The organism is Mesorhizobium sp. B2-1-8 (genome assembly GCF_006442545.2).
In the GTDB taxonomy this organism is placed as follows: domain Bacteria; phylum Pseudomonadota; class Alphaproteobacteria; order Rhizobiales; family Rhizobiaceae; genus Mesorhizobium.
This window is the reverse complement of record NZ_CP083952.1, coordinates 6164431-6183891: the sequence shown is the minus strand read 5'-3', so window position 1 is coordinate 6183891 and position 19461 is coordinate 6164431. Positions and strand designations below refer to the sequence as shown.

16 protein-coding genes are annotated in these 19461 nt (G+C 62.3%); 7 read left to right on the top strand and 9 right to left on the bottom strand.

All coding sequences use genetic code 11. The features are described 5' to 3' along the window. Positions 1 to 33: 33 nt before the first annotated feature. Positions 34 to 1686, top strand: coding sequence for a vWA domain-containing protein (locus FJ970_RS30235; protein ID WP_140758933.1), 1653 nt, complete (start codon positions 34 to 36; stop codon positions 1684 to 1686). A 67-nt stretch (positions 1687 to 1753) separates the two neighbouring features. Here FJ970_RS30235 and edd read toward each other — a convergent pair whose 3' ends face one another. From edd to zwf, 3 genes are all read right to left on the bottom strand, one after another. Continuing rightward, positions 1754 to 3577: a phosphogluconate dehydratase gene (gene edd, locus FJ970_RS30230; RefSeq protein WP_140758934.1), complete on the bottom strand. Its 1824-nt coding sequence runs from the start codon at positions 3575 to 3577 to the stop codon at positions 1754 to 1756. A 73-nt stretch (positions 3578 to 3650) separates the two neighbouring features. Beyond that, positions 3651 to 4367, bottom strand: a complete 717-nt coding sequence (gene pgl, locus FJ970_RS30225; protein ID WP_140758935.1) for a 6-phosphogluconolactonase — start codon at positions 4365 to 4367, stop codon at positions 3651 to 3653. Next, positions 4349 to 5821: a glucose-6-phosphate dehydrogenase gene (gene zwf / locus FJ970_RS30220; RefSeq protein WP_140758936.1), complete on the bottom strand. Its 1473-nt coding sequence runs from the start codon at positions 5819 to 5821 to the stop codon at positions 4349 to 4351. Before zwf ends, pgl begins: the two co-directional genes overlap by 19 nt. 305 nt (positions 5822 to 6126) lie before the next feature. Between zwf and FJ970_RS30215 the strand changes: the two genes are divergently transcribed. Beyond that, positions 6127 to 6873, top strand: a complete 747-nt coding sequence (locus tag FJ970_RS30215; RefSeq protein WP_140758937.1) for an SDR family oxidoreductase — start codon at positions 6127 to 6129, stop codon at positions 6871 to 6873. A 19-nt stretch (positions 6874 to 6892) separates the two neighbouring features. On the opposite strand, the gene FJ970_RS30210 is transcribed toward FJ970_RS30215, so the two are convergent. From FJ970_RS30210 to FJ970_RS30200, 3 genes are all read right to left on the bottom strand, one after another. Then, positions 6893 to 7777, bottom strand: a complete 885-nt coding sequence (locus FJ970_RS30210) for an SH3 domain-containing protein (RefSeq protein WP_140758938.1) — start codon at positions 7775 to 7777, stop codon at positions 6893 to 6895. Positions 7778 to 8163: 386 nt separating this feature from the next. Continuing rightward, positions 8164 to 9450, bottom strand: a complete 1287-nt coding sequence (locus FJ970_RS30205; protein WP_140758939.1) for an NAD(P)/FAD-dependent oxidoreductase — start codon at positions 9448 to 9450, stop codon at positions 8164 to 8166. A gap of 6 nt (positions 9451 to 9456) precedes the next feature. Next, positions 9457 to 10893 carry a glutamine synthetase family protein gene (locus FJ970_RS30200; RefSeq protein WP_181178615.1) on the bottom strand — a complete coding sequence of 479 codons (1437 nt, stop codon included), beginning with the start codon at positions 10891 to 10893 and terminating at the stop codon, positions 9457 to 9459. Between the two features lie 149 nt (positions 10894 to 11042). Between FJ970_RS30200 and FJ970_RS30195 the strand changes: the two genes are divergently transcribed. Continuing rightward, on the top strand, positions 11043 to 11759 hold the full coding sequence (locus FJ970_RS30195; protein ID WP_140758941.1) for an HAD family hydrolase: 717 nt from the start codon (positions 11043 to 11045) through the stop codon (positions 11757 to 11759). Between the two features lie 72 nt (positions 11760 to 11831). Here FJ970_RS30195 and FJ970_RS30190 read toward each other — a convergent pair whose 3' ends face one another. From FJ970_RS30190 to aceA, 3 genes are all read right to left on the bottom strand, one after another. After that, positions 11832 to 12236 carry a response regulator gene (locus tag FJ970_RS30190; RefSeq protein ID WP_140758942.1) on the bottom strand — a complete coding sequence of 135 codons (405 nt, stop codon included), beginning with the start codon at positions 12234 to 12236 and terminating at the stop codon, positions 11832 to 11834. A gap of 277 nt (positions 12237 to 12513) precedes the next feature. After that, on the bottom strand, positions 12514 to 12756 hold the full coding sequence (locus FJ970_RS30185) for a hypothetical protein (RefSeq protein ID WP_006202762.1): 243 nt from the start codon (positions 12754 to 12756) through the stop codon (positions 12514 to 12516). 64 nt (positions 12757 to 12820) lie between these two features. Next, positions 12821 to 14110, bottom strand: coding sequence for an isocitrate lyase (aceA, locus tag FJ970_RS30180; RefSeq protein ID WP_140758943.1), 1290 nt, complete (start codon positions 14108 to 14110; stop codon positions 12821 to 12823). A 237-nt stretch (positions 14111 to 14347) separates the two neighbouring features. Here aceA and FJ970_RS30175 point away from each other — a divergent pair, with 237 nt between their 5' ends. The 4 genes from FJ970_RS30175 (at position 14348) to FJ970_RS30160 (ending at position 19386) form a co-directional block, all read left to right on the top strand. Continuing rightward, entirely contained in the window at positions 14348 to 15796 is a 1449-nt protein-coding gene (locus tag FJ970_RS30175) for a helix-turn-helix domain-containing protein (protein WP_140758944.1), read from the top strand. A gap of 152 nt (positions 15797 to 15948) precedes the next feature. After that, a complete protein-coding gene (locus FJ970_RS30170) occupies positions 15949 to 16848 on the top strand; it encodes a DUF2167 domain-containing protein (RefSeq protein WP_140758945.1) in 900 nt (299 codons plus the stop codon). A 140-nt stretch (positions 16849 to 16988) separates the two neighbouring features. Beyond that, a complete protein-coding gene (locus tag FJ970_RS30165; protein WP_140758946.1) occupies positions 16989 to 17960 on the top strand; it encodes a DMT family transporter in 972 nt (323 codons plus the stop codon). Between the two features lie 328 nt (positions 17961 to 18288). Further along, positions 18289 to 19386: a polyamine ABC transporter substrate-binding protein gene (locus tag FJ970_RS30160; protein ID WP_140758947.1), complete on the top strand. Its 1098-nt coding sequence runs from the start codon at positions 18289 to 18291 to the stop codon at positions 19384 to 19386. The last annotated feature ends 75 nt before the right edge of the window (positions 19387 to 19461 follow it).

The following is a 19461-nucleotide window of genomic DNA, read 5'->3' as shown; positions in this document are numbered from 1 at the left end:
CGGCGGACGAGGGGGCTAACTCAGGAGATTTCGATGGCGGGACTTGCACGGAGCGTCGCTGCGGCGATCCTCCTTTTGTCGATGACGACATTCGGCTTTGCCGCCAACAAGGTCATCATCATCCTCGACGCGTCGGGATCGATGTGGGCGCAGATCGATGGCAAGCCCAAGCTGGAAATCGCCCGTGAATCGCTGAGGACCGTGCTTCAATCAGTTCCCGCTGACGACGAGATCGGCTTCATGGCCTATGGCCATCGCGAGAAAGGCAGCTGCGACGACATCCAACTCATCGTGCCGCCTCAGGCAGGCTCGGCGAGCGCGATCTCGGCCGCCGCCGACAGTATGAAGTTCCTCGGCAAGACGCCGCTGACGGCAGCCGTCAAGCAGGCGGCCGAAGCGCTGAAATACACCGAGGACAAGGCGACCGTCGTCCTCATCACCGATGGTCTCGAAACCTGCGGCGGCGACCCTTGTGCGCTTGGCAAGGAGTTGAAGGCGTCCGGCGTCGATTTCACCGCCGACGTCGTCGGCTTCGGCCTGACCGCCGACGAAGGCAAGCAGATCGCCTGCCTCGCCGACAACACCGGCGGCAAATACATCCAGGCTTCCGACGAGAAGGCGCTGCAGGAAGCGCTGGTCGAGACCGTCGCGGCACCAGCGCCCGAGCCGGCACCGGCCCCCGCTCCAGCGCCCGAGCCGGCAAAGTCCGAGTTCAATTTCATGCCGACCGTGGTGCTGGCCGAGGGCGGCGATCCCGTCACCGACGGCAATGCCTGGGAAGTCTACAAGGCCAAATCGGACGGCACGCGCGGCGACAACATCACCACCGAATACGGCGAGTACAAAGCCACTCTGGAACCGGGCGACTACATCATCGTCGCGCGCGACGGCGAGGCCAAGGTGGAGCAGAAGGTCAAGATCGAGGCAGGCCAGGTCTACAGGCCGCTGTTCACCTTGAATGCGGGCACGCTGATCCTGCATCCGCGCCCCAGCCAAGGTGCCGATGTGGCCAGCGGGGCGGCTGTCGTGATCGCCTATCCCAGCGTCGACAACCCCCCGACCTATTATGGAGACACGAAAGTGGTCTTGCCGGCCGGCGACGAGAAAGTGACCGTCACGATCGGGCAGGGCGTGGTCACCGAAACGATTCCGCTCGCTGCCGGCAGGGTGATCGACAAGGACATCATCGTCGGCGTCGGCCATATCGTTGCCAACGCCTATTATGCGGCCGGCGGCGACAAGGCCGATGGTTCAGGCATCGGCTTCAAGGTGCTCAAGGCCAAGAAGAAGATCGATGGCACCCGCGACGAGGTCACGTATGCCTATGGCCCCGACAGCAAGTTCGACCTGCCGCCCGATGACTATGTGTTGATCGCGACGGTTGACCTCGCGGTCGTGGAACAGCCTTTCAGCGTCAAGGTCGGCGAGTTCCAGGACCTCAAGGCCACCATGAATGCCGGCGTGCTGGCGATCACGGCGCCCGGCACCTCCAAGATCGAGATTTTCGAGACGAAGAAGGACATCAATGGCAATCGCAAGTCGATCGGCTACGCCTATGACGAGAAGTATCAGGCCGCGATAGCGGCGGGCGACTACGCGGTGATCTCGGAGAAGGCGGACAACAGCAAGAAGGAAGGCACCGTGACCGTGAAGGCTGGAGAGCGGGTTGAACTGACGGTGCAATGAGGATTGCGATTTCGACCAGCAAAAAGGGCGGCCACGAGCCGCCCTTTTTCATGTCGCATGGAATGCGTCAGGCGGTTCCGAAGGCACTGGCGCCGTGATCGGCGCGGCCCACCAACTGCCGGAAGCCAGCGAAAAGCTCGCGACCGAAGCCGAATTCGTTGCCGATCAGATCGGCTTCGGCGGTGCGGCGCAGCGCCATTTCGGTCCCTGGCACCAGCACCTCCAGCGTCCCGGCATCGGCGTCGAGGCGGATGACGTCGCCGTCATGGATCCGCGCGATCGGTCCTTCCTCGACCGCTTCCGGCGTCACATGGATCGCCGCCGGCACCTTGCCGGAGGCGCCCGACATGCGCCCGTCCGTGACCAGCGCGACACGTTGGCCGCGGTCCTGCAGGATGCCGAGCACGGTGGTCAGCTTGTGCAGTTCCGGCATGCCGTTGGCCTTCGGCCCCTGGAAGCGGATGACGGCGATGAAATCACCGGTGAGCGTACCGGCCTTGAAAGCGTCGTTCAGCCCCTGCTGGCTATCGAACACCTTGGCCGGCGCCTCGATGACGCGTCGCTCCGGCTTGACGGCCGAAGTCTTGATAACGGCATGGCCAAGATTGCCTGAAAGCACCTTGAGGCCACCGGTCGGCTGGAACGCCTTGTTGAACGGCGCCAGCACCTTTTCGTCGCCGCTGTCACGAGGCGATGCCTCGCGCACCACGCTGCCGTCGGCGCCGAGCTTTGCCTCGACCGCGTAGGGCCGCAGGCCCTCGCCCCACACCGTCTGCACATCCTCGTGCAGGATGCCTTCGTCGAGCAGTTCGCGGATCAGGAAGCCGAGCCCGCCCGCCGCGTGGAAATGGTTCACGTCGGCAAGGCCGTTCGGATAGACGCGCGCGAGCAGCGGCACCGCTTCCGAGAGATCGGAAATATCCTGCCAGGTCAGCGCAATGCCGGCGGCAGCCGCCATGGCGATCAGGTGGATGGTGTGGTTGGTCGAGCCGCCGGTTGCATGCAGGCCGACGACGCCGTTGACGAACGAGCGTTCGTCAATCATCCGCCCGACCGGCGTATAGGCATTGCCCAGCGCGGTGATCGCCAGCGCCCGCTTCGTCGCTTCGCGGGTCAAGGCATCGCGCAACGGCGTGCCTGGATTGACGAAGGACGCGCCCGGCGTGTGCAGGCCCATCATCTCCATCAGCATCTGGTTGGAATTGGCCGTGCCGTAGAAGGTGCAAGTGCCTGGCCCATGGTATGACTTGGACTCGGCTTCCAAGAGTTCGGCGCGACCTGCCTTGCCCTCGGCATAGAGTTGGCGGACCTTGGCCTTCTCATCGTTGGGCAGGCCTGTCGTCATCGGGCCGGCCGGAATGAACACCGCCGGCAGATGGCCGAAGGTCAGTGCGGCGATCACCAGTCCCGGCACGATCTTGTCACAGACGCCGAGATAGACGGCGGCGTCGAACATGTTGTGCGACAGGCCGATCGCGGCTGCCATGGCGATCACGTCGCGCGAGAACAGCGACAGCTCCATGCCGGGCTGGCCTTGTGTCACGCCATCGCACATCGCCGGCACGCCGCCGGCGACCTGGGCGATGCCGCCGGCCTCGTGCGCGGCCCGCTTGATCAGGGCCGGGAAGGTCTCGAAGGGCTGATGCGCCGACAGCATGTCGTTGTAGGAGGTGATGATGCCGAGATTGGGCACCTTGTCGGCGCCGAGCGCCAGCTTTTCCGAGGGGCTGCACACCGCGAACCCGTGGGCAAGATTGCCGCAGGACAGCACCGACCGGTTGGCGGTCTGGTTCGACGCTTCGGCGATACGGCTGAGGTAACGCTCACGGCCCGGTTTGGAGCGCTGGCGTATCCGCTCGGTGATGGCTTCGATATCGCGTCTTGCAGTCATGGCATCAGGTCCTTTCAGCCGAGGTCCCGGAAACATCCTCCCGCCGTTGCCGGGACCATTTGTAAACTTGAAATCAGGGCGCCCAGAAAACCTCCACGGGCTTGGGCGATGCGTCGAGCACGGCGCGGATCGGCTTACGCGGTCCGGGCGCGATAGCGTTGTCGAAGGCGACGCGCTTGTCCTCACCCTCTATGTGCAAGGCGAGGAAACCCGCGTCGATGATGCGGGCGAGCGTCAGGGTCAGCCGCGGCTCGCCGGCGCTTTTGGCATGAACGGGCAGGATGATCCGGCCGGAGGCCGGGTCGAGCAGCTTCGGCAGATCGTCGGCGTCGGGAAAGAACGAGGCGGTGTGGCCGTCTGGCCCCATGCCGAGCACCACGGCATCGAGCGGCCAGGGCAGGGATCGCAGTGCCGCATCGTCGGAAGCCGCGGCATCCTCGATGCCGATGGCATCATGATAGAGCGGCACGAAACGGGCCGCCTTGGCCGCGTTCTGCAGCAGGTTTGCTGCCACCAGCCCGGCATTGGATCGCGGCGAGGAGGCCGGCACGAAGCGTTCGTCGACCAGCGTCACGATCACCTTGTCCCAGGCGATCGGCGCCGCAGAGAGCGCGGCGAAGAACTTTGCCGGCGTCGTGCCGCCGGAGACAGCCAGCAACGCCACCCCGCGCCGGTCGATCGCCTTCGTCAGGCGGTCGGCGACGCGGCCAGCCAGCGCCGAGGCCAGCTGCGGACGGTCGGCAAAGGCATTCCAGTTGTAGCCGGCGCTGTTCAATTGCTCTCGTGCCATGTCCGCCCGTCACGTTCGATCAGCGCTATCGATGCCGACGGCCCCCATGTGCCTGCCGTATAGCCCTGTGCTTCCTGCTTGGCGCCTTCCCAGGCATTCTGAATCGGGTCGATCCACTTCCAGGCGGCTTCCACCTCGTCGCGACGCATGAACAGGGTCTGGTTGCCACGGATGACATCCATGATCAGCCGTTCATAGGCGTCGGGCGCGCGGCCGTCGAAAGACTGCGCGAAACTCATGTCGAGCGAGATCTGACGCAGCCGCATGCCGCCCGGGCCCGGATCCTTGATCATGATGTACTGCTTGACGCCTTCGTCCGGCTGCAGCCGGATGACCAACTGGTTGGCGAAGATCGGTCCCGCGCCGCTGTCGCCGAAGATCGAATGCGGGATCGGCTTGAACTCGATGACGATTTCCGAAACCCGGGTCGTCAGCCGCTTCCCGGTCCTGAGATAAAACGGAACACCTGCCCAGCGCCAGGTACCGATCTCGGCCTTGATGGCGACGAAGGTCTCGGTGTTGCTGTCCTTGCCGAGCTCCTCGACATAACCTTTCACCGGTCCGCCAGCCGACGCGCCGGCGCGATACTGGCCACGCACGGTGTGCTTGGGCGCTTCGTTGCCGTTGATGCGCTTCAGCGCCCGCAGCACCTTCAGCTTCTCGTCGCGCACCGCGTCGGCGTCCATCGACGACGGTGCTTCCATGGCGACGAGGCAAAGCAGCTGAAGCATGTGGTTCTGCACCATGTCGCGAAGCGCGCCAGCCTTGTCGTAATAGGTGACGCGGTCTTCCAGGCCAACGGTCTCGGCGACGGTGATCTGCACGTGGTCGATATGGGCGGAGTTCCACAGCGGCTCGTAGAGCGCATTGGCAAAGCGCAGCGCCATCAGGTTCTGCACCGTCTCTTTGCCGAGATAATGGTCGATGCGGAAAATCTGGCTTTCGTGGAAGTCGTCGCCGACCAGGTCGTTGAGCGCCTGCGCCGAGGCGAGGTCGCGACCGATCGGCTTCTCCAGCACGATGCGCGAATTCGGCGTGATCAGATTGTGCTCTTTGAGCTTGTGCGAGATATCGCCGAACAGTGCCGGCGCCACGGCCAGGTAGAAGGCGCGGATGTGGTCGCTTTCGCCGATCGCCTTCTTCAGCTTGTCGAAGCCGGCGCCGCTCGTCGCATCGGCCGGGACGTAGGAAAGCCGCGCCAGGAAGGTCTTCAACTCCTTGGCATCGATGTCGGCCGGCTTGACATGGTCCGAAATCGCCTGCCTGGCGAAGGCCTGGAATTCCTCGTCGCTCATTTTCGAGCGCGACGTGCCGATGATGCGCGTCGGCTCGGAGAATTGATGGTCGCGCTGGCGGTAGTAGAGCGACGGCAGCAGCTTGCGCTCCGACAGGTCGCCGGTGCCGCCGAAGATGATGAAGTCGAAGGGGTCGACGGGGATGATCTGGCTGGTCATGGTCTGTCCGCTTTGACGCCGGTCGCGAGTACGCGGCTGATATATTCTAATCGATTTAAACTTTCCAGTGCCATGCTGTCACATCGAGGACCAATCGCTTGATATCGAATGGGTCCACCCGTGCGCTTGACACTGGCGCCACCTGGAGGCTTGTCGGTGAACGAAGACTCCGGAAGCTTTCGCAGTTGCAGCATAGAACCTGAATGTGACGAAAGCTAAGGGAGAAATCGTACCCCGTCGCGGCACCGGCCGGGTTGTCACCCTTCCGTGCAAGCTGCGCGATGAACCCAGGGAGCGGTAAACGCATGCGTTTGGAAAACAAGGTCGCCATTATAACCGGTGCGGCATCAGGCTTCGGCGAAGGCATGGCCAAGCGCTTCGCGCAAGAGGGCGCCAGGGTCGTCGTTGCCGATCTCAACGCCAAGGGGGCGGAACGCGTCGCAGGCGAGATCGGCGCGGCGGCAATCTGGACGCAGACCGATGTCTCGTTGCGCTCCGAGTTCGACGAGATGGTCTATGCGGCCAAAAGCGCCTTCGGCCGCATCGACATCATGGTCAACAATGCCGGGTTCACCCATCGTAATGGCGACATGCTCAAGGTCGATGAGGAAACCTTCGACCTGATTACATCAGTCAACATGAAGGCGATCTATCACGCCGCGCTTGCCGTCGTGCCTATCATGGAGCGGCAGGGTGGTGGCGTCATCCTGACCACGGCGTCCACCGCTGGCCTGCGGCCTCGGCCCGGCCTCACATGGTACAATGCCTCGAAGGGCTGGGCGATCACCGCCACCAAGTCGATGGCGGTGGAGCTCGCGCCGAAGAACATCCGCGTCAACTGCCTCTGCCCGGTGGCCGGCGAGACCGGCATGCTGGAGAAATTCATGGGCGCTGATACGCCCGAGATCCGCGAGACATTCCGCGCCTCGATCCCGCTCGGGCGGCTGTCGACTCCGCTCGATATCGCCAATGCGGCGCTATGGCTGGCCTCGGATGAGGCCGCCTTCATCACCGGCGTGGCGCTGGAAGTCGATGGCGGGCGCTGCATCTGAATGCGGCGATCTTCGGATATTACGCGCCGGGCTTGACGTAGCTCTTGTACACCCAGCCGTGCTTGCCGTTGTAGACGATCTCGCACCACTTCTTGCAGCCTATCAGTTGCACTGAAGTCCGGGCAGGCACCGTGCCGATGGGGGTAGCGCCCTTCTTCGGAGCACTGCGCATGGTCACAGTCCTGAGAATATGGCCGCTGCCCGCCGCCGCCACCTTGTGCGGCTTCGCTTTGGCTGCGTTATCCCCGCCTTGTGCATTCGCGGGCTTTTGTTCCGGTGCTTGCGGCTGCGTCTCCGGAATGGCTGCGGTCTGCGCGCCATCGGGGTTGCTGCTATTCGCAGGCGGGCTCGACGCGGCAACCTTGGCAAGCTCGTCGGTGGCATCGGTATCGGCAGACGATTGGGCGAATGCTGCCGCTGTTTTGCCAGGCGCCGGCTCAGGCTGCTTGGTTACCTGGCCGGGGGCGGCTGTTTGATCGGGATCAGTTGCCGCGGCAGCAGCCTTCGGCTGTGCCCCGGTCCAGCGGGGATCATTGGCCGCAAGCGCTTGTATATTAACCGCCGCCGCTGCCATGGCCGGTGAGACCTGGCTGGACTTGCGCTCCGCCCGCGGCGTCACGGCCGCCGCAGTCACCGTCGTCCCGGAGGGGGGAACTTTCGTCGTCTTCACCGGAATGGCTGGAATGCTCTGCGCGGGGCTGGCGGCCGCTTGCCTCTCGCTGGTCGGCAATGCCAGCCAGAGTGCCACGGCGGCAACGCCGAGCAGTGCGGCGGTGCCGACCGCGGCAATAACCAGGTGCGAGTTCGAACGGACTCCCTGCCAGAATGACGGGCGCATGTCATAGCCGAACTGCATGGCAAAGCGCCGACGTTCCGGAGCACCGAAACTGAAGGGCTCTCTCACTCTTGCCACCTCCATAAGCGGGCCGGTGTTCTTTCGATCAGATATCGCAAATTATGCGTTCGATCAGCATCGGTCCAAAAACGCGGACAGGCCCGCAACAATCCCCGAACAATCGCCCAGATGCGGACCTTTCGCCCGCGATTGTGGCATCAGTACGCCATTACCAAGGATTCTGCGCCTTTGCCGGCAATTCCGCAATGTGTCGCCCGGGCAACAAATGTTACATGGATATTACAATATTACATGAGATCGTGATCGCATGGGATAACGGCCATCCAATCTCTGCCTAAAGCACGTCGCCTCGAAACGGACTTATACAACGCACTTTTAGATCTTGTTTTGATGCAGGTCGTTCTTCCCCGAGCAGGTCACTTTTGCACGACGCATTAGATCCTGTCCCGCAGCGCGAACCAGTTGAGCGCGAGGAAAAGCAGCGGCGCGCGGAACCGGCGGCCGCCAGGAAATGGCGGAATTTTCAGCCCCTCGATCAGCTTCAGCCGGTCGCGGTTGCCGGCGACGGTTTCGGCATAGAGTTTGCCGAAGAAGTTGGACAGCATGACGCCGTGACCCGAATAGCCGCCGGCCGAGATCACATTCGGCATCACTTCGCGCACGAACGGCTTTCTCGGCACAGTGATGCCGACATAACCGCCCCAGCCATGGGTGATCTCGACATCGCTCAGTGCCGGATAGAGTTCCGCGATCTGGCGGCGAATGTGGATGTGGATATCCTTCGGATCGTTGACGCCATAGACCTCGCGTCCACCGAACAGCAGCCGGCCATCCCTGGATTTGCGGAAATAGCGCACGACGAAACGGGAATCGTCGACCGATTCGCCGCCCGGCAGCACTTTCGAATCAGACCCCAGCGGCACGGTCGCGCCGATGAAGGATCCGATCGGCATTATGTGCGCGGCACTGACCGGCTCGAGCGTACCGCCATAGGCATTGACCGCGATCAGGCATTTCTGCGCCGAGATCGTCCCTCTCGGCGTGGAAACCTTGACCTTGCCCCCTGCGGAAATGATGCCGGTCGATGGCGTCCCTTCGAACAGGTGCGCGCCGGCCTGTGCCGCCACCCGCGCAGTGCCGATCACCAGTTTCATCGGATGGATGTGGCCGGTGCCGGTGTCGCGCGTGCCGCCGAAATAGGCGCTCGAGCCCAGCCGCTCCGCCGTCTCCTTCGCATCCATGAATGAGATGTGCGGGTAGGAAAAGCGATTGGCCATGATCTCGGCATGCGCCTTGTAATCATCGACATAGCGCGGCTTGTGCGCGACCGAAAGCTGGCCTGGCATGTAGTCGATATCGATCTGATTGACGGCCGCGAAGTCAAGCAGGTGGGCTTTGGCCTCCTCCGCGAGATCGAACAGTGCCTTGGCGCGGGAAAGGCCATATTCGGCCTCCAGATCCTCGGCCCAGGCGCGCTGCCCGGTGCCGAGCTGGCCGCCATTGCGCCCGGAAGCGCCATCGCCGAAGCGATGCGCCTCGATCAGCACCACGTCCGCTCCAGCCTTGGCCAGATAAACCGCCGCCGACAGGCCGGTAAACCCACCGCCGATGATGACGACATCGCAGGTCCGGTCGCCGTCGAGTAGCGGATATTCAGGCCGTGGCCCAGCCGTGTCCTCATACCAGGAGCGGCCGGGCGAAATTGGGGATTGATAGTTCATGACTGGTCAGACGTTGAGCAGCAGATATTCCCGCTCCCACGGACTGATCACTTCCATGAACGTCTCGAATTCCGCGCGCTTGATCGCGGCATAGGTGGCGGCGAAGGACTTGCCCAGCAGTGCGCCGAGTTCCTCGTCGCCTTCGAACAGGTCGACGGCTTCGAGCAGGCTGCGGGGCAGGTCGATCTCATCCGCGTTGGCGGTCGTCAGCACCGGCGGTTCGGCCTTGATCTTCCTGGTGATGCCGATCAGCCCGCAGGCGAGCGAGGCCGCCAGCGCCAGGTAGGGATTGGCGTCGGAGGACGGAATGCGGTTCTCGACGCGCCGCGCCGCGGGGTCGGAACGCGGCACGCGGAACGCCGTGGTACGGTTGTCGTAGCCCCATTTGTTGTTGACCGGAGCCGATGCCGCCTGCGTCAGCCGCCGGTAGGAGTTGACGTAGGGCGCGAACATCACCAACGCGTTCGGCACGTGCTTCTGCATGCCGCCGATGAAATGGAAGAAAGCCTCGGTTTCGGAACCATCCTCGGCCGAAAAGATGTTCCTGCCCGTCTTCTTTTCGACGATCGACTGGTGGATATGCATGGCCGAGCCCGGTTGGCCCTGGATCGGCTTGGCCATGAAGGTCGCGTAGATCTCGTGCTTGAGTGCCGCCTCACGGATGGTGCGCTTGAACATGAACACCTGGTCGGCCAGTTCGATCGGGTCGCCATGGCGCAGATTGATCTCGAGCTGGCCGGCACCCTCTTCGTGGATGAGCGTGTCGATCTCCAGCCCTTGGCTTTCGGAGAAATGGTAGATGTCGTCGATCAGTTCGTCGAACTCGTTGACGCCGGCGATCGAATAGCCGGCGCCGCCGCCGATCGCGCGCCCCGAGCGGCCGACGGGCGGGGTCAATGGATAGTCCGGGTCCGGATTCTTGCGCACGAGATAGAATTCGATCTCGGGCGCCACGACCGGCTTCAGCCCAAGCTTGTCATAGGCCGCCAGCACTCGTTTCAGCACATTGCGCGGCGTGAATTCGACCGAGCGGCCGTCCTGGTGAACGAGGTCGCAGATGACGGCGGCCGTCGGGTCTTCTTCCCAGGGCACTACGGTCAAGGTCGACAGGTCGGGCATCAACTTGAGGTCGCCGTCGTCTTCCGGGTAGTGAAAGCCGTTGCCGTCCTCCGGATAGCCGCCGGAAATCGTCGTCATGAAGACGGCCGAGGGCAGCGCCAGTGAGGTATTGGAGGTGAATTTCTTCGACGGCATCATCTTGCCGCGCGCCACGCCGGCCTGATCTGGCGTGATGCATTCGATATCCTCGATGCCGCGCCATTCCAGCCAATCGCTGACTTCCTTCCAGTTCTTCACACCCCGCAGGTTTTTCACAAAGGCAGGCGTGCGCGCCCGTCCTCCGCGGCTCGACGGACGGACTTCCTTTTTTGCAGGCGGCATCATTCACCAGATTGGGTTGCGGATTTCGAAGTATAGCCGTGCCGCGCGATGGAAGGGAAGGGGAGCCACCGCCGGCATTTGCCGTTGCAGGTTGAAAATCGCCTGCCGGTCGGCTTAGGATTGGTGTCTTCCCGCACTTTGAGAAGCCGGCGATGCGAACCAGCAGCGAACTGACCACGATCGGCTTCGATGCCGACGACACGCTTTGGCAGAACGAACAATTCTTCCGCATGACGGAAAAGCGCTTTGCCGCCATGCTGGCCGATCATGGTGAGGAGCAGCAGATCTCGGCGCGGCTGTTGGAGGCCGAGCGGCGCAACCTTGCGATCTATGGCTTCGGCATCAAGGGATTTACGCTCTCGATGATCGAAACGGCGATCGAGGTCACCGATGGGCGCGTGCCGGCCTCGGTCATAGCGGAGATTCTCGACGCCGGTCGCCAGATGCTGGGCCATCCGATCGAGCCCTTGCCGCATGCACGCGAGACGGTCGAGAAACTCGCCGGCACCTTCCGCCTCGTGCTGATCACCAAGGGCGATCTGTTCGATCAGGAACGCAAGCTGGCCGGCTCCGGCCTGGGCGACCTGTTCGACGCTGTCGAGATCGTCAGCGACAAGACTGCCGCGACCTATGCGCGCCTCTTCAACCGCCATGGCGACGGCCCGGCAAGGAGCATGATGGTTGGCAATTCGCTGAAGTCGGACGTGGTGCCAGCCATCGAGGCAGGCGGCTGGGGCGTTCATGTGCCGCACGAACTGACCTGGGTGCTCGAACATGTCGAGGCGCCGGTCGCAGAGCCGCGTTTCCGTCAGATATCCGATCTCGGTCAATTGCCGGAACTGATAGAAAGCATCGCGAAGTCGGGCTGATCGCGCCTTTGATTATTTGCCTTTTGCATAATTCCGGACGGAAAACCGCTGCACGACTTTCCCGGAATTGCCTCAGCGGCTGATCAGACGATCGATCACCGGTTGCAGCCGTTCGGGCGTGATCGGCTTGGCCACCACCACATCGACGACATTCGCCAGGCCAAGGCTCTCTGGCGTGCCATTCTTGGTTGAAAGCAGGATCACGGGAGGAAGCGATTTGCCCGAAGCCCGGCGCAACGTTTCGATGCCGGGCATCAGATGGTCGCAGTCCTTGTTGTCGGGACCGCCGTCGAGGACAATTGCTCCCGGCACCAGCGTCCGCAAGGTTTTCGCCGCGATATCCGGCGATTCCGAGATTGGTCTGAGCCCGGACCGCTCGACGATCTTCGATACGACGACCCGGTTGATCGGCGATTTCCCGACAACAAGCACCCGCGAGAGATCGCGGATCGTCTCCGTGCTTGAATCCCGAGTCATCAGATTCACATGTTTTGCGGTCTCGCCATCGCGATTCACTGGGCACCCAAGTCGGCCAAGAAGTTCGCCCCTATTTCAATGCAGAGTTGAATCTGGGCGACAATTGGCGTGAGATCGGACCCTATGTCAAGTTGAAATAAAAGAACCTGCTGTCGCCCTCCACAACAGTGGATTCAAGCAACAGTACTGTACTGCTCTGTCCATCGTTCGGTTGCGTAAAAATAAAATTCACCTGCGCATACATTGCGCAGGTGAAGGGCCGCTTGGACGATTCCGATCAGCCATGGCTCTGCTGCGTGACGATCACCGGGATCAGCAGATCGCCCCAATTGCCGTCGCCGCCATGGTGCCTTGCAGAGCGCACGAGCTCCACCGAGACGCCCGCCTCGACCGCCTTCATCACCGACTGGTTCAGCCTGTGCAGATCGTTGGCCAGCATGCGGATCGTCGCCTGCTGGTCGACGCTCATCGTGGTCGATTGCTCTTCCGCCCGTTCCTTGACACGGCTTATCGATGCCATTGGTCTTCTCCTATGTCCTTGCCCTCTCGGGCGTTTCCTCTGTTGGTCGTCTTTTTTGGCGAGCTCACTCCGCTGCCGGCTTGAACTGCGCGTGCTCGGTCGATTCATGCATGGCGGTGGTCGACGACCGGCCCCCGGTGATCGCCATCGAGACGGCATCGAAATAGCCGGTGCCGACCTCACGCTGGTGCTTGGTCGCGGTATAGCCATTGGCTTCCGCCGCGAATTCCGCTTCCTGCAACTCGGAATAGGCCGCCATCTGCCGCGCCTTATAGCCGCGGGCGAGTTCGAACATGCCGTAGTTGAGCTGGTGGAAGCCGGCCAGCGTAATGAACTGGAACTTGTAGCCCATGGCGCCCAGTTCCCGCTGGAACTTGGCGATCGTTGCGTCGTCGAGATTCTTCTTCCAGTTGAATGACGGCGAGCAATTATAGGCGAGCAGCTTGCCCGGATGGTGCCTGCGCACCCCCTCGGCGAATTTCTTGGCCTGGGCCAGGTCGGGCTTCGAGGTCTCGCACCAGATCAGGTCGGCGTGGGGCGCATAGGCAATGGCCCGCGCGATGCAAGGCTCGATGCCGTTCCTGACCTGATAGAAGCCTTCCACCGTACGGCCGGCATCATAGTCGACGAAGGGCTGGTCGCGCTCATCGATATCGGAAGTGAGCAGCTTTGCCGCTTCCGCGTCGGTCCGTGCCACGACCAGGGTGGGCGTGCCCATCACGTCGGCCGCGAGCCGCGCCGCGTTGAGGTTGCGGATGTGCGCCGCGGTCGGGATCAGCACCTTGCCGCCGAGATGGCCGCACTTCTTCTCCGACGCCAGCTGGTCCTCATAGTGGACGCCGGCGGCACCCGCCTCGATGAACGCCTTCATGATCTCGAAGGCGTTGAGCGGGCCGCCGAAGCCGGCTTCCGCATCGGCAACGATCGGCGCGAACCAGGTCTCGACGGAAAGCCCCTTGCCTTCGGAGGTCTCGATCTGGTCGGCGCGCTGCAGCGTGCGGTTGATACGCTTGACCAGTTCGGGCGCCGCATTGGCCGGATAGAGCGACTGGTCCGGATACATCGCCGAGGCGGTGTTCGCGTCAGCGGCAACCTGCCAGCCCGACAGATAGATCGCCTTCAGCCCCGCACGCACCTGCTGCATCGCCTGGTTGCCGGACATGGCGCCCAATGCATTGACGAAGTCCTCTTCGTGGATGAGCTTCCACAGCCGGTTGGCACCCATTTCGGCAAGGCTCTGTCTGATCTGCACGGAACCGCGCAGCCGCTTCACGTCCTCCGGCGAATAGGGGCGTTCAATGCCGTCGAAGCGGCCTTCAGGCGCCGAGGGGACAAGGTTGTAAAAATCAGTCATTGGTCGCTCCGAAGGGTTTCTGCGCGATGTCCGTGCGCCAGTTGTCGTGGGTACTTCTATGTGACTGAATTTACATTGCGCCGCAAAATGAGCCAGGAAAATCAGCAAATCCCACCGGATATAAGGGAAAATCTGTATTGTGTTTGACAGGGAGGCATTGTAAATTTGTCAATCCTGTAGAGGCAAGCAAGCCGGGATCGCGACTGATTTCATGTAATTTCCTGTCAAGGATAGTCGATGGCTGACCAGAAGATTTTCGCCGGGCCGCGCATTCGCCGCATCCGCAACGCCAAGGGCCTGACCCAGACGGCGATGGCCGAGGGGCTCGGCATCTCGCCCTCCTACCTCAACCTGATCGAGCGCAACCAGCGGCCGCTGACGGTGCAGCTGATCCTGAGGTTGGCCTCCGTCTACAAGGTCGATCCGCATGAGCTTCAGGGCGAGGCGAGGGGGTCGGTCGCTGGCCTGAAGGAGGTGTTCACCGATCCGCTGCTGGTCGGCGAGCTGCCGGGGGACCAGGAACTGATCGAGCTTGCCGAGGCGGCGCCCAATGCCTCCGCGGCGGTGATAAAACTGTTCCGCGCCTATCGCGAGCAGGCCGAGCGGCTGTCCGACATCAACGAGCTTCTGGCGCGCGAGGGCCGTGCGACCGCGCTCTCCGGCGCCCGGCTGCCGATCGACGAGGTGCACGAGATTTTCGAGCGGCGGCCGAACCATTTTTCCTCGCTCGAGGAAGAGGCCGAGGCGTTCACGTCGGTGCTCGATCCCGGCGACGACCTGTTTGGCGCCTTGAAGGCATGGCTGAGGCGCGAATACGGCATCGTGGTCAAGGTTCTGCCGGTCGCCACCATGCCGAACTGGCGCCGCCGCTACGACCGTCACTCGCAGCGCCTGTTCCTGTCCGAGCGCCTGTCGCCATTCGACCAGTTGCGTGAAGTCGCGATGGAGGCCTGCCTGATCCGCATGACGGTCGCGGTCGCCGGCGAGATCCAGGCGCTAAGGCTGGCCACGGACGAGGCGCGCCGCCTTGCCCGCTTCGAACTCGGCCGCTATGCCGCCCATGCGCTGATGATGCCTTACCAGCCCTTTCACGCGGCGGCCGTTCGCTCACGCTATGACATCGACGTCCTGCGCTCGCGCTTTGGCGTCTCCTTCGAGCAGGCGGCAAACCGCCTGACCATGCTGCAGCGGCAAGGTGCTTCTGGCGTGCCCTTCTTCATGCTCGAGGTCGACAATGCCGGAAATCGCTTTCGCAAGGCCGGCAGCCAGGGCTTTCCGCAAAGCCGATTTGGCGGCGGCTGTCCCAAGCTTCCCGTGCATGTCGCCTTCACCCAACCCGGCCAGATCTTCGTCGAGGCGGTGGAAATGCCCGACGGCGCCGAGTTCCTGTGCATCGCCCGCACGCTGGAAGGACCGCAAGGCGCATTCTCCGAACGCCCGCGCCGCACGGCACTGCTGCTTGGCTGCGACATCGGTTTTCGCGACGACATCGTCTATGGCGCGGCCCTGCCCGGCACGGCAGTCGGCCCGAAGGTAGGGGCGGTCACCATCGCGGCGACGCCCATCGGACCGGCCTGCCGGCTTTGCGAGCGTGTCGGCTGCCTGGCGCGCGCCGAGCCGCCGGTGACCCGCCCCCTCGGCCTCGACGAGATGGTGACCGGCCTGAGCGCGTTCGATTTTCAGTAAGATCGGCGCCGGTGGAGAGCATGGTGGGGCAGGTTCTTCTTTGGTTGTGCAAACAACAAGCCTTCACGCGCCCAACATTGCGAGCAACAATATTGATTGAGCATTGGTAGTAGGATATCAAACCTCTAGCTGCGGATCGGCGGGGGGTATTGATGGGCAGGACGGTTCTTTGGGTTGGTCTGGGCCTTGCCCTGGCGATCTCGCCCGCATTTGCGGAGAAATCCTCGGGATTCTTCAAGTCCTATGAAGGATACAATGATGCCGGCAAGGCGTTCTTGGATAAGATTGATCCGAAGATCGGCGCGGTGGACCTTGCCGAAGGTGTGCATCTCAATCTCGGAGATAAGTTCTACTTTCTGAGCAAGAAAGATACGGTCTCGGTCCTGACCGAGGCTTGGGGCAATCCACCCGCTTCGGCTTCCGATGCCGTCGGCATGATCTTTCCAGCCAAATACGATCCCCTCTCGGACGGCAATTGGGGGATAGAACTGCGATGGGAAAAGATAGGCCATGTCGATGATGGCGATGCCGCATCAATCGATTATGGCGATCTGCTGCACAGCATGCAGGCGGACACCTTGTCGGGCAATGACCACAGGCTGAAGGACGGCTTTCCGCCCATTACGCTCATTGGTTGGGCCTCACCGCCGGTCTATGATGCGGCAAACAAGCGTTTGCACTGGGCCAAGGAATTGCAATTCGGAAACGATAGCGTTCACACGCTCAACTACGACGTCCGTTTTCTGGGCAGGGAAGGCGTTTTCGTAATGAGCTATATCGCCACGGTGGAGCAGTTGCCGGAGATAAGGCAGAGCCTGGACGAAGTCCTTGGTCTTGCTGTCTTCAATGACGGAAAAAAGTACACGGATTTCACACCGGGCGCCGATACGGTTGCGGCAGTCGGCATTGGCGGCCTGATAGCCGGAAAATTGGCGGCAAAGGCAGGTCTTATCGCTGTGGCGCTCATTGCGCTGAAAAAATTTGGCCTGATCCTGCTAGTCCCTTTGGCGGGTCTCTGGAGCCTCATTCGCGGCAAGAAAAACACTTCGTAAGGTTGGTCAAGCCTTGCAGTGCGCCAAACGGAGCGCCGCACTGGATCATCCCCGGTCTGCACCTTTGCGTTACGTGAACAGAGTAGTTTTTTGTCGTCCCTTGCGCATCGTCCCGTCCACAAAAGCTCGACAGTCGCGCCATGACAGACACGGCATCATCTCCGACCCTAGTTGCATCGACCGGCCTTGCTACTCCGACTGTCTCGCCGCGCGAGGAACGCGTCGGCATGCTTCTGGTCTTCCTGTCGGCGCTGATGTGGAGTTTCGGCGGCACCATCGCCCGCTTCATAGGCGTCGGTGACAGCTGGACCGTTATTTTCTGGCGCTCCGTTTGGGCTGCCGCCTTCCTGCTCTGCTTCATGGTCTGGCGTGACGGCTGGCGCGGCATGGTGAAGTCATTCCGGCACATGGGCCTGCCAGGCATTGCGGTGGGATTCTGCTTCGCCATCGCGTCGACCTCGTTCGTCGTGGCGCTTGCCTACACCACCGTCGCCAACATCCTCTTGATGCAGGCCGGCGTGCCGCTCCTGGCGGCCTTGTTTGCCTGGGCGCTGTTTCGCGAACGGGTAACCGTCGCAACCTGGATGGCGATTGCCGCCGTCATCGCCGGCGTCGCCATCATGGTCTCTGAATCTCTTGACGGCGCCGTCTCGCCCATAGGGGATGGACTGGCGCTGCTGATCGCGTTCATGTTCTCGATCGCCACCGTCATCACTCGGCGCTTCTCCAGCGTGCGCATGACGCCGGCGACCTGTCTCGGCACGATCCTGGCGGCGGGCTTCGCTGCCTCGCAGGCCTCGATCTTCATGGTGTCGGTCGGCGACATGGGCTTTCTCTTCGTCTTCGGCGTGGTCAATCTCGGCCTTGGCCTTGCTTTCTTCGCCACCGGCGCGCGCCTGATCCCGGCGGCGATCGCGGCACTGCTCGGTACGTTCGAGCCGATCCTGGGGCCAATATGGGTCTGGCTCATCCATTCCGAGGTGCCGTCCGGGCGCACCATCATCGGCGGCGCGGTGGTGGTCACGGCGCTGCTTGTCCATATTGGGCTCGAATTCAAGCGCCAGGCGCGACCGCAGCGGGCGGGGGTCACCGGAGTACCTTCGCCTAATTGATGCCGGCGCCGAAGCTTTGCCCATTGACAACGTCGCTGCCGCCCGGGCAGGCTGGGAACACGGCAACAACAAGACAGGCTTATCTTGCCAAGTCTCCCCGGCGGCTCGATCGAGACCGGACCACATTCTTGTATCTCTCTCCGCGCGGCGGCGAAAGCTTCTGACGGCACCGCAATTCCTTCCCGCCCCGAACGACCGGGTGGCGGCAGGCGGCGTGCCGGATGGTGCTTGTCGATCCCTGGAAAGCTCAATAGTCTGAAGCAAATGCCCGGCCGCGCGAGCATGTCGCGACGCGCCGGCGATGGAACACTCACCAAAGGAGAATAGCATGATCCGCAAAGCGCTCTGGCTTTCGGCAACCTCGGTATTTCTGGCGCTTTTAACGCCCGCCGGTCACGCCGCGGACCGCGTCGTCAACGTCTTCAACTGGTCTGACTATATCGACAGTTCGATCATCGACGATTTCACCAAGAAGACCGGCATCAAGGTCGTCTACGACACCTTCGATTCCAACGAAATCCTCGAAACCAAACTGCTCGCCGGCGGTAGCGGCTACGACGTCGTCGTGCCGAGCGGCAATTTCCTCGCCCGCCAGATCCAGGCCGGTGTGTTCCAGAAGCTCGACAAGTCGAAGCTGCCGAACCTCTCCAACATGTGGGACACGGTTATGGAGCGCACCGCCAAATACGACCCCGGCAACGAATACTCGGTCAATTACATGTGGGGAACGGTCGGCATCGGTTACAACACCAAGAAAGTGCAGGCAGCGCTCGGCACCGACAAGATCGACAGCTGGGATACCTTCTTCAACCCGGACAGCCTGGCCAAATTGAAGGATTGCGGCGTCTATGTGCTGGATTCTCCCTCAGACATCCTGCCGGCGGCCCTGAAATATCTCGGTCTGGACCCGAACAGCACCTCGCCGGACGATATCGCCAAGGCCGAGGAAGCTCTTCTCAAGATCCGCCCCTACATCAGGAAATTCCACTCGTCCGAATACATCAACGCACTTGCCAATGGCGATATCTGCCTGGCGGTCGGCTGGTCGGGTGATGTGTTCCAGGCTCGCAACCGGGCGGTCGAAGCCAAGCAAGGCGTGGAGATCGGTTATTCCGTGCCGAAGGAAGGCGCGCAGATGTGGTTCGATCAGATGGCGATCCCCGCCGATGCGCCGCATGTCGCCGAGGCGCTCGAATTCATCAACTACATGATGACGCCGGAAGTGATTGCGAAATCGTCGAACTATGTCCTTTATGCCAACGGCAACAAGGCATCGCAGCAGTTCGTCGATAAGGCGCTGCTCGACGATCCGTCCGTCTATCCGGACGCCGCGACCTTGCAGAAGCTCTATACCACCCAGCCTTACGATCCCAAGACGCAGCGCATCATCACGCGCAGCTGGACCAAGATCGTCACCGGCCAGTAGGCAATCCGACGCGACCCCGGCAGCCAACTGCCGGGGTCGATTTCTGTTGGGGAACGAAAAAGTACGGAGTGGGAT

What these genes read in the sequence shown, in the direction of transcription:
- FJ970_RS30235 (WP_140758933.1), top strand. Translation starts at nt 34, where the DNA reads ATGGCGGGACTTGCACGGAGCGTCGCTGCGGCGATCCTCCTTTTGTCG.
- FJ970_RS30190 (WP_140758942.1), bottom strand. Translation starts at nt 12,236, where the DNA reads ATGACTCGGGATTCAAGCACGGAGACGATCCGCGATCTCTCGCGGGTG.
- FJ970_RS30170 (WP_140758945.1), top strand. Translation starts at nt 15,949, where the DNA reads ATGGGCAGGACGGTTCTTTGGGTTGGTCTGGGCCTTGCCCTGGCGATC.
- FJ970_RS30200 (WP_181178615.1), bottom strand. Translation starts at nt 10,893, where the DNA reads ATGATGCCGCCTGCAAAAAAGGAAGTCCGTCCGTCGAGCCGCGGAGGA.
- zwf (WP_140758936.1), bottom strand. Translation starts at nt 5,821, where the DNA reads ATGACCAGCCAGATCATCCCCGTCGACCCCTTCGACTTCATCATCTTC.
- FJ970_RS30195 (WP_140758941.1), top strand. Translation starts at nt 11,043, where the DNA reads ATGCGAACCAGCAGCGAACTGACCACGATCGGCTTCGATGCCGACGAC.
- edd (WP_140758934.1), bottom strand. Translation starts at nt 3,577, where the DNA reads ATGACTGCAAGACGCGATATCGAAGCCATCACCGAGCGGATACGCCAG.
- FJ970_RS30215 (WP_140758937.1), top strand. Translation starts at nt 6,127, where the DNA reads ATGCGTTTGGAAAACAAGGTCGCCATTATAACCGGTGCGGCATCAGGC.
- pgl (WP_140758935.1), bottom strand. Translation starts at nt 4,367, where the DNA reads ATGGCACGAGAGCAATTGAACAGCGCCGGCTACAACTGGAATGCCTTT.
- FJ970_RS30165 (WP_140758946.1), top strand. Translation starts at nt 16,989, where the DNA reads ATGACAGACACGGCATCATCTCCGACCCTAGTTGCATCGACCGGCCTT.
- FJ970_RS30205 (WP_140758939.1), bottom strand. Translation starts at nt 9,450, where the DNA reads ATGAACTATCAATCCCCAATTTCGCCCGGCCGCTCCTGGTATGAGGAC.
- FJ970_RS30175 (WP_140758944.1), top strand. Translation starts at nt 14,348, where the DNA reads ATGGCTGACCAGAAGATTTTCGCCGGGCCGCGCATTCGCCGCATCCGC.
- aceA (WP_140758943.1), bottom strand. Translation starts at nt 14,110, where the DNA reads ATGACTGATTTTTACAACCTTGTCCCCTCGGCGCCTGAAGGCCGCTTC.
- FJ970_RS30185 (WP_006202762.1), bottom strand. Translation starts at nt 12,756, where the DNA reads ATGGCATCGATAAGCCGTGTCAAGGAACGGGCGGAAGAGCAATCGACC.
- FJ970_RS30160 (WP_140758947.1), top strand. Translation starts at nt 18,289, where the DNA reads ATGATCCGCAAAGCGCTCTGGCTTTCGGCAACCTCGGTATTTCTGGCG.